The organism is Pseudoalteromonas sp. A3, assembly GCF_025942345.1.
GTDB lineage: Bacteria > Pseudomonadota > Gammaproteobacteria > Enterobacterales > Alteromonadaceae > Pseudoalteromonas > Pseudoalteromonas atlantica.
The window spans coordinates 1-13,894 of the sequence record NZ_JAPCKL010000021.1 but is presented as its reverse complement, the minus strand read 5'-3'; the positions used below and the strand labels follow the sequence as shown (position 1 = coordinate 13,894).

9 protein-coding genes, 1 tRNA gene and 1 other RNA gene are annotated in these 13,894 nt (G+C 42.2%); 2 read left to right on the top strand and 9 right to left on the bottom strand.

Annotated elements, in window-relative coordinates:
• The first annotated feature begins 286 nt into the window (after positions 1-286).
• Positions 287-1,486: an alpha/beta hydrolase-fold protein gene (locus tag OIZ54_RS19970; RefSeq protein ID WP_264391135.1), complete on the top strand. Its 1,200-nt coding sequence runs from the start codon at positions 287-289 to the stop codon at positions 1,484-1,486.
• Positions 1,487-1,782: 296 nt separating this feature from the next.
• On the opposite strand, the gene OIZ54_RS19965 is transcribed toward OIZ54_RS19970, so the two are convergent.
• Genes OIZ54_RS19965 through OIZ54_RS19950 form a run of 4 tightly spaced genes read right to left on the bottom strand, consistent with a single transcriptional unit; the run spans position 1,783 to position 6,051 of the window.
• Positions 1,783-2,949 carry an FAD-dependent monooxygenase gene (locus OIZ54_RS19965; RefSeq protein WP_248443873.1) on the bottom strand — a complete coding sequence of 389 codons (1,167 nt, stop codon included), beginning with the start codon at positions 2,947-2,949 and terminating at the stop codon, positions 1,783-1,785.
• On the bottom strand, positions 2,946-4,133 hold the full coding sequence (gene ubiH / locus OIZ54_RS19960; protein ID WP_264391134.1) for a 2-octaprenyl-6-methoxyphenyl hydroxylase: 1,188 nt from the start codon (positions 4,131-4,133) through the stop codon (positions 2,946-2,948). Before ubiH ends, OIZ54_RS19965 begins: the two co-directional genes overlap by 4 nt.
• 15 nt (positions 4,134-4,148) lie before the next feature.
• Positions 4,149-5,471: a Xaa-Pro aminopeptidase gene (gene pepP / locus OIZ54_RS19955; RefSeq protein ID WP_264391133.1), complete on the bottom strand. Its 1,323-nt coding sequence runs from the start codon at positions 5,469-5,471 to the stop codon at positions 4,149-4,151.
• 25 nt (positions 5,472-5,496) lie between these two features.
• On the bottom strand, positions 5,497-6,051 hold the full coding sequence (locus tag OIZ54_RS19950; protein ID WP_004589599.1) for a UPF0149 family protein: 555 nt from the start codon (positions 6,049-6,051) through the stop codon (positions 5,497-5,499).
• A 193-nt stretch (positions 6,052-6,244) separates the two neighbouring features.
• On the opposite strand from OIZ54_RS19950, the gene ssrS reads away from it, so the two are divergent.
• Positions 6,245-6,428, top strand: a non-coding RNA gene (ssrS, locus tag OIZ54_RS19945) — 6S RNA.
• 140 nt (positions 6,429-6,568) lie between these two features.
• On the opposite strand, the gene OIZ54_RS19940 is transcribed toward ssrS, so the two are convergent.
• From OIZ54_RS19940 to OIZ54_RS19920, 5 genes are all read right to left on the bottom strand, one after another.
• Positions 6,569-9,652 (bottom strand): efflux RND transporter permease subunit, encoded by a 3,084-nt coding sequence (locus tag OIZ54_RS19940; RefSeq protein ID WP_264391132.1) that lies wholly within the window; start codon positions 9,650-9,652, stop codon positions 6,569-6,571.
• The gene (locus OIZ54_RS19935) at positions 9,649-10,965 is read right to left on the bottom strand and encodes an efflux RND transporter periplasmic adaptor subunit (RefSeq protein WP_264391131.1); all 1,317 of its coding nucleotides are present in this window, start codon (positions 10,963-10,965) and stop codon (positions 9,649-9,651) included. Before OIZ54_RS19935 ends, OIZ54_RS19940 begins: the two co-directional genes overlap by 4 nt.
• Complete coding sequence (locus OIZ54_RS19930) at positions 10,955-12,370, bottom strand: TolC family protein (protein WP_264391130.1); 1,416 nt, start codon at positions 12,368-12,370, stop codon at positions 10,955-10,957. Before OIZ54_RS19930 ends, OIZ54_RS19935 begins: the two co-directional genes overlap by 11 nt.
• A gap of 222 nt (positions 12,371-12,592) precedes the next feature.
• Entirely contained in the window at positions 12,593-13,225 is a 633-nt protein-coding gene (locus OIZ54_RS19925; RefSeq protein ID WP_264391129.1) for a putative quinol monooxygenase, read from the bottom strand.
• A 409-nt stretch (positions 13,226-13,634) separates the two neighbouring features.
• Positions 13,635-13,710: transfer RNA gene (locus OIZ54_RS19920), tRNA-Phe, on the bottom strand.
• Positions 13,711-13,894 lie beyond the last annotated feature (184 nt).

Genomic DNA, 13,894 nt, shown 5'->3' with positions numbered 1-13,894 from the left:
CTGTATGTTTACGAAACGCTTTTACTTTCATGAGAACTGACTCCTAAATAGGTGTCTACTTTTATGGAGTCAGATCAATCAGGGTCATATTAATATGCATTCGCTTTACATCAACAAGCAGAATTACGATAAGTGCGTTGGGTTTGTGTGTAAACGCAAAGCTTGCTTGCGTAAAAAGCGCAGCTTTTAATTACTTACCCTCTCCATTTGCGCCTAAAATATAAACATTTACTCAAACCTAAAGCCGTGCAATTATTAAGCAACACATTATTTAATAAGGATATTTATGAAGCTCTTACTATCACTTGTATTTGCATTTGCTTTTAGTACCTCTTTTTTAAGCCACGCAGACACTGCTACAACCGAAATAACCGTTGGTAAAAAAGTCATTTTACAATCAAAAATACTTAACGAAGACAGGCCTATCAGAATTTTCATACCTGACACTGTAAAAGACGATCAGCCGCTTTATATTATTTATTTACTAGATGGTGTTGAGCACTTTCATACGGCGTCAGGTGTTATAAAATCCTTAGTTGATTACGAACAAATACCTAATGCCATGCTAGTTGGTATTGATACAACAAACCGCGTGCGTGATTACTTACCTAAAGTAGATGGTGAGCCGAAAACTGAGTTTCAAACCTTTGTAAAAAATAAGTGGCCCGATGCTGGACAAACCGACAATTTTTTAAAGTTTGTGTCTGACGAGCTCATGCCCTACATAAATAGCAATTACTCAACTAACGGCTACAACACCTTAATTGGTCACTCTAATGCTGGTACATTAGCGCTTTACACTTTAGTTAATCAGCCTGAATTATTTAACAGCTACATAGCTATAAGCCCAAATAGTTGGTGGAGTGATGAAGAGTTAAAAAATAATATTGTTAAATACACTAAAAACCCTAAAGGCACTCAAGAGTTATTTATAAGTGTAGCGAGTGAAGGCGCACGTTTTTATACAGGCGCATTAAATACGTTAGTAAATTTAGAACAACAAATGCCCACACAGCTAAAATGGGAATATAAGCATTACCCTACTTTTACTCATATGGGCACTATACTGCCAGCCCTTAGCGATAGCCTAATTCACTTATTTAGTGACCTAATTTTTAAAGTGACTGACGAGCACGGAAAATTTGCCGATGTATCGCTTATTTCAGGTTACTACCAAGCACTGAGCGATAAGTACGGATTTGAGCTTAAAATTCCACAAGATGTGTACGTAGAGTTTGCCCACAGCCAGCAAAAGTTTGGTAACACTAAAAAAGCGATAACGACACTTAAACACTTTACTCGTGATTACCCTAATGCTGCTTACTCCCACATGCGATTGTCGCAAGGCTACACGGCTGACAAACAATTTAAAGAGGCTGTTACTAGCATGAAGCATGCACTAAAACTTGCTAAACAAAACTCGCGCGACCCACTGTTAATTGATGCACTACAAGATATGGTGAATGAAGCGCAAGCCAATTTGTAACTAATTTAACGCAAAGCGCTTTTTAACTAACGATAGTAATTACGAGCTATGCTCGTCGCGTCAGCAAGCTAAACGCCTACAGGTAAAATTAAGCTCAGTGTTAAACTTTGCATGTAGACGCTGAGCTTGCTCGCGTGAAAAGCACAGTTTTTAATCTGTTTAAAGCCACTTAAAAACAAAAAACCGATGTTTAACCTAAACATCGGTTTTTCTTTGCTGGAAGTTAACAGCTGAAAGCTAAAAACTAACCACTTTACTTTATCTGTTGGGTTTCGCTTCGCTCAACCCAACCTACGTTATTTGCCTATCGCTTCTTTGGCGAATAGGTGTTTTATTGGACCTAGGTTATCAACGAGTGACAGCCCGACTCCACGTATCAGCTTTTTAACCGGGTTGGCACCTTCAAATAACTCTTTAAGCCCTTGCATCATGGCTATGTGCTTTTGCGCGTCGAGCTTGCGGGTGCGCTCGTAATCGCGAAGTGTGCGGGTACTCGCAAACTCTTTACTATCACTTGTCAGTAGCTCAATTAAATACGCGGCGTCTTTTAGGCCAAGATTCATACCAAGCCCTGCAAGTGGGTGAATGGTGTGGGCTGCATCGCCCATTAATACCACTTTACCGCTTACCCATTGCTGGGCGTAGCGCATTTTAAGTGGAAATGCTGCGCGTTTACTTTGCACTTCACACAGCCCGCATTGGCCATCTATGGCTGCCATTACAGCTTTATTAAAAGTAGTGTCGTCCATTGCTAGCAATTCATCGCAATGATTAGGGCTGGTAGACCACACAATAGAATGGGTGTTGTCATCGCTAAGGGGTAAAAAAGCCAGTGGTCCAGTTGGTAAAAACACTTGGCGTGCGGTGTTTGCGTGTGGCTCTTTGGTTTTAACCGTAGCAACCAGTGCATGATGGTCGTAATCTTTAAAGCTTAGCGCCATATTAAATTGTTTACGAATAGCCGAATTTGCGCCATCGGCCGCCACCAGCAGCTTAGCAATAATAGGCTCACCGCTTTTAAGGGTTATAAATACATCAGACTCACTTTGGTGTATTTGTTGATACTCAGTATCAAACATCAACGTGGCACTTGGTTGTTGCTCTAGCTCTTTTATAAGTGCAAAACGAATAATATCGTTTTCAACTATATGGCCTAAGTGTTCAAGCTCAAGTTGCTCATTATTAAAGGTTATTTTACCAAAGCTGTCGGCATCGCGTACGTCCATATGCGTATATGCACACGCTCGCTCTGCCATTATGTGTGGCCATACGTTTAATTGCTCAAACAGGTTTTGGCTTGCAATACTCAGCGCACTTACCCGCAAGGCGTATTCATCACTTGGCGGTAATTGCTTTGGCGCGGCGTCTAGCACCACAACACTTACATTGGCTTTAGCGAGTCCTAACGCGAGGGTTAAGCCTACGCAGCCACCACCCACTATACAAACCTGTGCTTGCTTCATAAACGTGTACCTTGTTTAACTTGCCCCATTAGCTGCTTGGCCAAGGGTGCTTTTAATGCGGGAAATAAATCCATTGAGAAAAGCCCAATGCTGCGCCCAAGCGCTAATACCCGTGACGAGTTTGAAAAAAGCCTAACCAATGCATCGGTTAAACTCATTACGGTATTTATATCGCTGCTACGCTTTAGTGAATACTCACGGGTAAACGCATAACTGCCTAACTCGTTTTTACTTGTTGCAATTAAATTACTAAGTACTTGTACATCACGCAGGCCTAAATTAAAGCCCTGCCCTGCAATGGGGTGAATAGCATGAGCAGCGTTACCAATGACTACCGTACGATGCGCTGTTAATGATTCAGCTTGCCCATAAACCAGCGGGTAGCTTGTGCGTGTGCCCACTTTTGTAAATTGCCCTGCCCGATAACCAAATGCACTTTGCAGTGCGTTTAAAAAATCATTTTCGTTTAAGGCTGTATGCTGCTCAACGTGCTGTTGCTTCATACACCACACTAACGAATAACGGCTATTGCTCATTGGTAAAAGCGCCATAGGGCCGTGCTCGGTAAAGCGCTCATACGCATGGTTGTTATGCCCGCCTGCTACTTCAACATTGGCTATAATAGCGCCTTGCTCATAGGGCTGAGTATTAAAGCCTAAACCCAGTAAGTTACGGGTTGGAGATTGCGCACCATCGGCAATAACCAGTAGCTTAGTATTAAGTTGCTCTCCGCTTTGTAAAGTAACCTCATTACTGTTTAGGCTTTGCTTAATAGCGCTTACGCTATCGGGGCAATAAAGTGCAATACTCGCTTGCGTTAAACGCTGATACAGTGCGCGGCCAAACGGGTTTACCTCAACCACGTAACCTAATGACGGTTTAGCAAACTCGTCGCAACTAATATGCGCTTTACCAAAGTGACCACGATCCGACACGCTTACTTTTTTTATTGCTGCTGTGTATGGCGCACGTGGCTCAAATAAATTTAACTGCTGTAAATACTCAACCGACTGCTGTGCAAGGGCAATGCTTCTGTCGTCAAAACTTGGGTGGTAATCGCCCGTTACTTGGTTTGCTTCTACTACCGCAATAGTAAGTGAAGGGTTTGTTTTAGCAATGCTTAGCGCACAACTTGCCCCTGCAAGCCCGCCCCCAATTACAACGACATCAAACTGCTTAGCCACTTTTTTTCTCCAAGCTTATGCGCTTTTTGCACTTTGCATAAGTGCTTCTATATCGTTTATGGTTTTAGGCACACTCAGGGTGAGGTTTTCATGCCCTGACTCAGTAATAAGTAAATTATCTTCGATACGAATACCAATGCCTTTATATTGCTGCGGTGCGTTTGAATCTTCACTAATATAAAGCCCAGGCTCTATGGTTAAAACCATGCCTGGCTCAAATGCGCGCTCAACGTTGTTTTGTTTGTAATCGCCTACATCGTGAACATCAAGGCCTAACCAGTGGCCAAGGCCGTGCATGTAATATTCTTTACAGGCACCTTTTGCCATTAACTCATCAAAGTCGCCGGTTAAAATACCTAAATCAAGTAAACCTTGAGTCATTACTTCCATTGCACGTTTATTGGCATCCGACATAAACCCGCCGGGTTTAACTTCTTCAAAAGCCACTTTTTGCGCTTTAAGTACAATGTTATAAAGCGCAGCTTGAGGTTCGCTAAACTTGCCATTTACAGGAAAGGTACGCGTAATATCGGCAGCGTAACCTTGTAACTCACACCCTGAGTCAATCAATACTAGGTCGCCATCTTTTAGCACATCGCTATTTTGCGTGTAATGCAAAATATTAGCGTTATCGCCACTACCAACAATGGTGCCGTACGCTGGGTGCGGGGCTCCGTTCATTGCATAATGATGATGCAGCTCTGCCTCTAGCTGAAACTCAGTAGCACCAGGGTGCGAATAACGCATTGCGCGCATATGCCCACGGGCACTTATTTCGCAGCCTTCACGCATAATGTTTACTTCGCTTGGCGATTTAAACAAACGCATTTCGTGAATAAGACCACGCACATCTTTTATAGTACTCGGTGCCTGATAGCCTTTTTTAGGCGCGCTGCGAAGTGTGTTTAACAAGGTAAATACTTTGGTATCAAAACTTGGGTAAGCGCCTTGTGCATAAAATAAAATCTGCTGACCGTTAACCAAATCTAATAATTGTTCAGTTAGCTCACTTAATGCGTAAGTTTCGTCGAATAAGTACTCATTTTTAGCTTTTTCGAAGCCAATTCTGCGTCCGTGCCAAATTTCTGCCAGTTTATCTTTATCAAGACAAAATAACGTACTTGGCGTATCGCTGTTATTACACAGCACTAAAACGGCATCGGGTTCGTTAAAGCCGGTTAAGTAAAAAAAGTCGCTGTCTTGTCTAAATGCATATTCCGTATCGCGGCTACGAGTTACTTCACTGGCCGCAGGAATAATGGCCACACTATTTGCATCCATTTTCGCAAGTAAACGCTCACGGCGTGCTTTAAATTCTGACTTTTGTATTTCAACCATGCTTTAACAACCCGTTTTATTTAGATTAATGTAGTGTTTTTTTAGGTGCTTTTTCTTTGCCAAGCTCGGCAAAACAAAGCAATGCCGATACACGTACATATTCAATCACTTCATGTAGGGCTTGGCTGTCTTCTTCGGTTTCGTCAAACATGGTATCTAGGCGTGTAATTTCGCTAAAATCGCTAATAACTTCTTTTACATCTGCCGATAACTTACCGTAATCTTTTTGCTTTAAACCAAATCCAAGCATAAACCCTGCAACCCATGATACGAGGCCATTGGCTTGATCGATGAGTGTTTCATCATCGCTTGGTAAAAATAAATCGAACGCAAAAGCTTCATCGTTAAAACTTGCTACCACTTGCTTATAAATGGTGCCAAAAAACTGCTTTAGGTCGTTGCTAAACGCTTGGCCATCATTAAATACATCGCTTAATAGGCCTAAGTATTCTTTGTCATCAATACTTAAACCACACGCTAGTAATCCACTAATTACGCCGTGCGCTTCTGCCGGTGAGACAAAAATTTCGTTTTTTTCTAAAAGCAGCTGGGCTTTTTGGTAATCTGGTAAGTCGCTCATGTTTGTATCTTCGCTTTGCTAGTTAAGGCAATGCTACCACTCGATAAAAAGCAACTCCAATTAATTGTATGATCCTGCTCAAAAAGTAGCATGATAAGTAAATAGCGAGTTACCAGCGGGCAAAAACTGCTCGAACGGTTCAATTTTTTACGTTTGGGGTTTAAGGAATGGATTATGTCTTATATACTGAACTTGTTCCCTGGGGTGCCGGAGTTTGGTTAAGTCCCTGAGCCGATAAATTTTATACCAGGATTTCTGTTCGTCTACTATTGTGCAAGCTCGGCATGTACCGAGAAGCCTACGGTAGACCGCAGCTTTCCGCCCTGAAACCTTCTGGTTTCAGGACTGACGCCGGACACCGCACGCTTGGGGAACACTTTTCTTATTTTTCTGTTTTTGCATTTTTTGCTACTCCCCTGTTTTTAAATACCCTTTATTACCTTTATAAATTTTTAGCAAAAAAAGCTGCAATTGATATTAATCAACCACAGCTTAGTCCTAGAACACATTTCGTTATTTATCTAAACCAGCTTTGAAAACGCTCCATCAGCATATAGTTTACTGGCACTAATATAAGCGTAATAAACGTAGCAAACACAATACCAAAGCCAAGGCTTACTGCCATTGGAATTAAAAACTGTGCTTGTGTCGCCTTTTCAAATAGTAGCGGCATTAAACCAATAAAGGTGGTTAAACTTGTGAGCATTACTGGGCGAAAACGTGCAGCCCCTGCAAGCTTAACCGCATCAATAATTTTGCCGCCTTCACTGCGTTTTTTATTAATAAAGTCGACCAACACAAGTGAATCGTTAACCACCACACCAATAAGTGCCAACATACCAAGTAAGCTCATAATGGTTAACTCCATCCCCATAACCCAGTGCCCTATTACAGCGCCTATCATGCCAAACGGAATAACGCTCATTACAATAATTGGCTGCATGTACGATTTAAGCGGTATCGCTAATAGTGAGTAAATAATAAAAAATACAAATAACAATGCCCAAGCGAGCGAGCCAAACGACTCTCTTTGCTCTTTAGCTTCACCTTCTAGCTTGTAATCAACACCTGGGTATTGCTGCATTAATTCATCTAAATACTCAGTTAGGTCGGCTTGCAGCGCGGTCATGTTGGTATTGCTTTTTTCTATGTCGGCAGTCACGTTAAGTGTGCGGTAGCGGTCTATTCGGTTAATCGTAGATGGGCTTTGCCCTGCAATTAATGTGGCTACATGCGAAAGTGGCACCGAGCCGCCCGTAGGCGTAGTAATAAGTATATTTTGTAAGTCGGCTACAGAGCGGCGCTCTTCAATAGGTAGGCGTACCATAACGCGCACGTCGTCACGCCCGCGCTGAATACGCTGCACCTGCGAGCCAAAAAACGAGTTACGTACTTGGTTTGCTACATCAACTCGGTTTAAGCCCAAAGCAAAGCCTTGCTCGGTAAGCTCTATTTGCAACTCTTCTTTACCATCAGACATGCTATCAGCAATATCAAATACGGTTGGGTAAGTACTTAAGCGCGCTTTAACGCTTTCGGCAATTTTTTGTAACGTATCGAGCGATGTACCACTTAGCTGCACATCTATAGGGTCTGAGCTGCGTCCTATTTCGGCCCTAAAGGTTACGCTTTCGGCGCCAGGAATAATCCCTATTAAATCGCGCCACTCACTTACCAGCTCACGTGAGCCAATGTCTGAGTCGCGGCTCTCTGCAGGAGTTATTTCAAAGCGCACACTGCCTGAGTTAGACACGCCACCACGTCCGCCGGTTGAGGCTAAAATATTTAATATAACGCTTTCGCCGGTATCTTCATCGCGGTATTTGTCTTGCAATAACTGCGCTTTTTGCGACATATCCATTACATACTTATTGGTAACTTCAAACGGCGTGCCTGTTGGCAAGGTTAATGTTACTCGTACGGTTTCGCTTGGGATACGCGGAAAAAATACAAACTTAGTCCAACCACTGGTTATTAAAGTTAAAATTATAAAAAACACGCCAACAAATAAACTCACCGTCGCTAATTTATAGCGCAATGCTTTAGCTAAAATAGGCTGATAGTATTTTAAAATAGCGCTTTCAAATTCGTCTGCAAAACGCTGCTGAAGTACTTCAAGCTTTGATGATTTTGTTTTTTGATTACGTAGTTTTATGTACTTTAAATGAGCTGGCAGCACAAACTTAGACTCAATTAATGAGAACAGTAATACCGGAATAACCACCACCGGAATTTGTGCAAACAAGGCGCCCCGTGCGCCTTCAATAAACGCTAAAGGTAAAAAGGCCGCTACGGTTGTTAGTACCCCAAAGGTAACTGGTGTTGCAACTTCTTGCGTGCCTAAAATGGCAGCTTGTTCGCCCGACTCTGCGGTTTTTAAATGAGTATAAACGTTCTCCCCCGTTACTATGGCGTCATCCACCACAATACCCAGTACTAAAATAAAGCCAAATAAGCTCATAATATTAAGGGTTACACCAAAAATAGGCATCGCAATAAATGCGCCCATAAACGAAACCGGAATACCAATAAACACCCAAAATGCGATGGCTGGGCGTAAAAATAGGGTTAGCAAAGCCAGTACTAAAATGCCCCCTTGTAGGGCACTGCTGGTTAGCGTAGCAATACGGCTTTTTACAACTTGAGAGTCGTCATCCCAGTAACTTAATTCAAAACCTTGTGGTAAGGAGCTTTGCTTAGACTCTATGTAGTTTTTTACATCATCTGCGACATCTATCGCACTTTGCGGCCCTATGCGGTATACATCTATAAAGGCGGCCTGTTTACCATTAAAGCGTGTACGTACTGGGGTCTCTTCAAAGTCATCATTAATGTTTGCTATATCACCTAAGCGTATTACTGTACCGTCGCTTTGATTTTTAACTACAATGTTTGCAAATTCATCTTTTCGGTAAGCTTGCCCTTTTGAGCTTATAAGTACATCGCCCCCTTCTGTTTTTAAATTACCAGCCGAAATATCAGAGCTCGACTTAGCCACAGCAGTGGATATTTGCGCAAGGGTTAAATTATATTGGCGTAGTGTATCTTGGCTTACTTCTATGGCGAGCTCGTAATCGCGTACACCACTTAGCTCAACCTGCGTTACATTCGGAAGGCGTAAAATATCGTCGCGTACTTGCTCGGCGTATTCTAAGGTTTCTTTTTCACCGTAATCGCTCGCTACGGTAACAGCTATTACTTCGCGTTTTCGCTCGGCAAGCGCCACAATGGGCTTTTCAGCATCGGCCGGAAAAGTGTTTATAGCATCTACACGGCTTTTTATATCGGCTAATAATTCGCGTGGGTCGTAGCCACTTTCTACTTCTATGGTTACCGACGCAGAGCCCTCTGATGAGCGGCTAGAAATTTGCTCTATACCTTCTAAATCTTGAACGGCTTCTTCTATTCGAATGGTAACCCCTTGCTCTACATCCTCAGGGGTTGAGCCGCGCAAAGTAACACTTACACTTATGCGATCTGTTTCAAACGATGGAAACACCTCAAGCGGTATTTGACTCGATAAACTAAATAAACCCGATAGCAGTAACGTAATAAGCAATAAATTGGCTGCTACATGGTTTTTTGTAAACCAAGCGATCATGGCTTATCTCCTTGTGCAGCGCGGCGTTTTTGTATTAGCTCTTCAACACTAATTCCCATTTCTTGCGCTTTTTTTTCTAGCTGCTCACGCGATGGACGCTTACCTTTGCCTGCGCCATTTGGGCCTTTTGCTCGCATATTTTGCGTATCGGTTTCGCCTAAAATGCTTACCGCTGTGCCTGAACTTACTTGCCCAAGCGGTGTAATTACTAACTTATCGCCTGCATTAAGGCCTGTTTTTACCATAGCTTGTGTAGCATTTTGCCATGCAAGCGTAATGTTTTTACGCTTTAGCAGCCCCTCTTCAACCACATACACGTAGCTGCCTTGGTAAATAGTACTATTAGGGATTATTAACGCATCAGGCACTGTTTTACCGCTAATTTGCGCAGTGATGTATTGCCCAATTTTAATTGGGTATTGGTTATTAGCCGTGGCTTTGTAAGGGTCATTTATTTGCGCAACAATATACAATTGCTGTGCACCTTCATCGATAGCGCCTTCAGTACGTATTATTTGCCCTTGCCATGTTTGCTCGCCCACTAAGTCAGATTTAAACTTAACGAGTGAGCCGGCTTGGTTTTTACTGCCATCTCTGTATTGCTCTGGCAAACTAATATACGAAAGGTCTTTATTTTTAATTGGTAAGCGCACTTCAACGCTGTCTATGGCATAAATAGTTGCAAGTTCTGTGTTTTCGCTTACCACTTGGCCAAGGTCTACATTACGACTAAGCACACGCCCAGCGTAAGGCGCAGTAATTTGGGTGCGCTCTAAATCAAGCTGTGCTTTTTCAAGTGCGGCTTGTGCTGAAAGTACTTGTGCTTGTGCAGCCGCTAGTTGGGGCTCGCGAAGTACTAAGCTGCTCGCTTGCGATGAGCCACCTAAACGCTTCCAATCAGTAATTGCTTGTTGGCCGCGGGCTTTTTCTTCTAACAAACTTTGCTCTGCAGTAAGTAATGCTGCCTGCGCCGATTTAACCTCAGCTTGATGATCTCTATCGTCAAGCTGTAGCAGTACATCGCCTTTTTCAAAAAAACCGCCCTCTCTAAAATCATCACTTACTTTATTAATTTGCCCAGATGCTTGAGCAACTAACAAACTTTGAGTACGCGGCTTTACCGTGCCATAGCTATCGATAAAAATTAAGTAATCTTGTGGCTCAATCTTTTTTACCGATACGCTCACCGTGGCTTTAGGAGGTGAGCCAAAACGTTTTGCTTCAGGTGGATTACCCTTAATAAACATAACAATTAAAATGGTGGCCACCATCACTACGGCTGGGATTAAAAGTTTTGCTGATTTAGTTTTCATCGTTATTGCTCTTAGGTTCGCTTGTTGGGGCGTTAAAATCGCCGCCAAGGGCAACGTATAGGTTTATTCGGTTAGCAATTAGCTGGTTTTTTGTTTCAATGAGTGAGCTTTGCGCATCAAAAGAGCGCGACTGGGCATCAAGCACTGTAGTGTAAGTTACTAAGCCGCTTTGGTACTGCTCAAACGACAGTTGCTCTGCTGCAAGGGCGTTTTCTTGCGCCTCTAGCGTGCTTTTATAACTGGCTTGCAAGGATTGCTGCTGAGTAATTGCGTTTTCAACATCGCTGAATGCATCGTACAAGGCATCTAAATATGCTTGTTCTTGTTTTTGTGCATTTAAGCGTGCTACTTCTTCATTTGCTTTTAGCTGGCCACCATTAAATATTGGCGCAGAAATACTGCCTAATAAAGACCACGCTAAGCTTGATGGCGAGAATAAATCGCTCACTCTATCGGTGCTATCACTCACGCTTGCTGATAAGTTTAAACTAGGGAAACGCTGTTTATGTGCATAGGCTAGGCCTGCATCGCTTGCTAATAACTGGTACCAGCTTGCGCGCAATTGAGGCTTGCGTGTAATTAGCTCAGAGGGAATACCGGTATTAATTGGCGAAAGAAAAACAGGCAGTTCAACCTCTGCTGATATATCGCCTTTGGGGTAGCCGCCTAATAAGCGCTCTAAAGAACGCGACGCGCTTACAAGCGTGGCTTGTTGATTAGCAATACGCGTACGCTCGTTATTAAGCTCATTACGGGCTAAATATACATCGAGTGCTTCATTAATACCTTGGCGGTAGCCCGATTCAATAATATCTAAGTTTTGCTGTGCGTTTTCTTCTCGGCGTTTATATAAATCGAGTAACTGCTGGGCGGTTACTAAATCAAACCAGCCGGTGACAACATCGGCCACCAATTGCTGCTTAGCTTGCTCAAAACTAGCTTGTTGCGCTAAGTAGTTTAGGTTAGCTTGGCGTTTAGCATCAGACAACTTACCCCACACATCCACTTCATAGCTTAGCTCTAAAGTGACAGAGCTTGCATTATCATAACTTACAGGTCTATTGTCTTTACTGCGCCTAGTTTGCGCAGATAAATCAAGATCGGGCCAAAGCGCAGAGCCTGAAATTACTAATTGCTGCTTTTGTATTTGTACATCATAGGCACTTTGCAACAAGGCCTGATTATTATTAAGTGCCTTATTAACAAGATTTTCGATGTAAGGGTTTTCTAAGGTTTGCAGCCATTGCTGATCTACTGCAAGTGTATTTTGTGCTAAACCATGTTGCCATGTCGCTGCAATGTCGCTGGGTGCTTGCTCGCGCTGCTGAGGGTTTAGCGTACCCGCACAACCGCTCAACAATACCAAGCTAAGAGCCAATAAAGTTGGCTTAGTTTGCCAAATCATAGTTAACCTAAATTACTGCCATTTATGAATGTAATTCAAGCACTTTGGCAAATTTTGCTCAACTTACTTTACATAACATTACATACGTTGCGATGAATTAACATAATAGTCAGTTATTATAAAAACCGGCAGGGAATTTGGAGGGTATTTATACAAAAAAGCAAATAGCGTGTAATACACTATTTGCTAAACGGGGTAAGTAACGCTGTTAAACACAAGCCTTTAAATTTCTTTAACGAAGCTCATATATTGCTGCATATCGCCAACAACTGCTTGCGCTAATAATTCGCTTGTTTTTACTGCGTACGGCTGTTTAAAGTGAATATCCCACAACGCAGATTCACTGCGCCAATGTTCATAAACAACTAATGTATCGTCGTTATTTTCAATACTATATAAATCAAACACTAAGTTACCAGGCTCCTGGCTGCGCGTTTGCGTTACATGAGTTGCGAAACGCTCAATGACTTTATTTTTAAAACTTGGCTTAATCTTAAAAATAAAAAACACAATACATATATCATCTTCAGGGTTAACAACTTTTGTATTACGCTCATGCAGCGGAGCTGGCACTGTATTTTCTAATAACATGACCTGTGACGCCGATTGGCTGATTTCAGGCAACGCATTTAATAACGTTTGTGTGTAATCTTGTGCGCCATGGTAATCAACTGCATTTTGATCTTCAAAACGCTCATAAGCAAAAAAGACGCCTGGCTCGTTTTTATCCTGATATAAACGCATCTCTATAAGACCTGTTTCGGCTTTAGCGCCTTGCTTGTCTTCTTCTAGTAGCGCTTTAAATTGTGCGATGTGCTCGTCTTTAATATCAAACTTAACAATTTGCGTGATCATAATTAGCTCCAGCTTTAAATTATTTATACCAATACGCTTAATTAAGTGATCTATTTTGAGGCTTGAAAAACGTGCTGATAGCTAGGCAAAAAAGCCGCTATTTAGTTGTTCTAAATAGGAACTTTTAACGCCGGTAGTGACACGTTTAGCCCCGCAAAATGATTAAGTATTATTACGGATTGGCGTTATTAGGGCTAAAGGTACCCTGCACTTTATTACTTAAATCAATCATATTGAGTGAGTAAATGGAGTGAGTAATAACAGCACCTAACCTTTTGATGAGGTAATTATGCGCATGCAAACAAGGGAGAAAAAGAGAGGATATACCCAATTAATATGGACTGTTTTGTCCATAATAAATTTTAAGCAAAAAAAAGCCCTGCATGTGTATGCAGGGCTTTAATATAAATGGTGCCTCGACCCGGAATCGAACCAGGGACACGAGGATTTTCAATCCTCTGCTCTACCAACTGAGCTATCGAGGCACTTAAGTAGTGCCAGCTAAAGGCTATATATTCAAACCTTTAACTAAAATAAATGGTGCCGACTAACCGAGTCGACGGGTAACTTAAACAGACTCTGATTACAGTGCTCTTTTCAAATTACTAAAATAAATGGTGCCGACTAACCGAGTCGAACGGTTGACCTACTGATTACAAGTCAGTTGCT

What these genes read in the sequence shown, in the direction of transcription:
- OIZ54_RS19930 (WP_264391130.1), bottom strand. Translation starts at nt 12,370, where the DNA reads ATGATTTGGCAAACTAAGCCAACTTTATTGGCTCTTAGCTTGGTATTG.
- OIZ54_RS19965 (WP_248443873.1), bottom strand. Translation starts at nt 2,949, where the DNA reads ATGAAGCAAGCACAGGTTTGTATAGTGGGTGGTGGCTGCGTAGGCTTA.
- OIZ54_RS19925 (WP_264391129.1), bottom strand. Translation starts at nt 13,225, where the DNA reads ATGATCACGCAAATTGTTAAGTTTGATATTAAAGACGAGCACATCGCA.
- OIZ54_RS19940 (WP_264391132.1), bottom strand. Translation starts at nt 9,652, where the DNA reads ATGATCGCTTGGTTTACAAAAAACCATGTAGCAGCCAATTTATTGCTT.
- pepP (WP_264391133.1), bottom strand. Translation starts at nt 5,471, where the DNA reads ATGGTTGAAATACAAAAGTCAGAATTTAAAGCACGCCGTGAGCGTTTA.
- OIZ54_RS19935 (WP_264391131.1), bottom strand. Translation starts at nt 10,965, where the DNA reads ATGAAAACTAAATCAGCAAAACTTTTAATCCCAGCCGTAGTGATGGTG.
- OIZ54_RS19950 (WP_004589599.1), bottom strand. Translation starts at nt 6,051, where the DNA reads ATGAGCGACTTACCAGATTACCAAAAAGCCCAGCTGCTTTTAGAAAAA.
- OIZ54_RS19970 (WP_264391135.1), top strand. Translation starts at nt 287, where the DNA reads ATGAAGCTCTTACTATCACTTGTATTTGCATTTGCTTTTAGTACCTCT.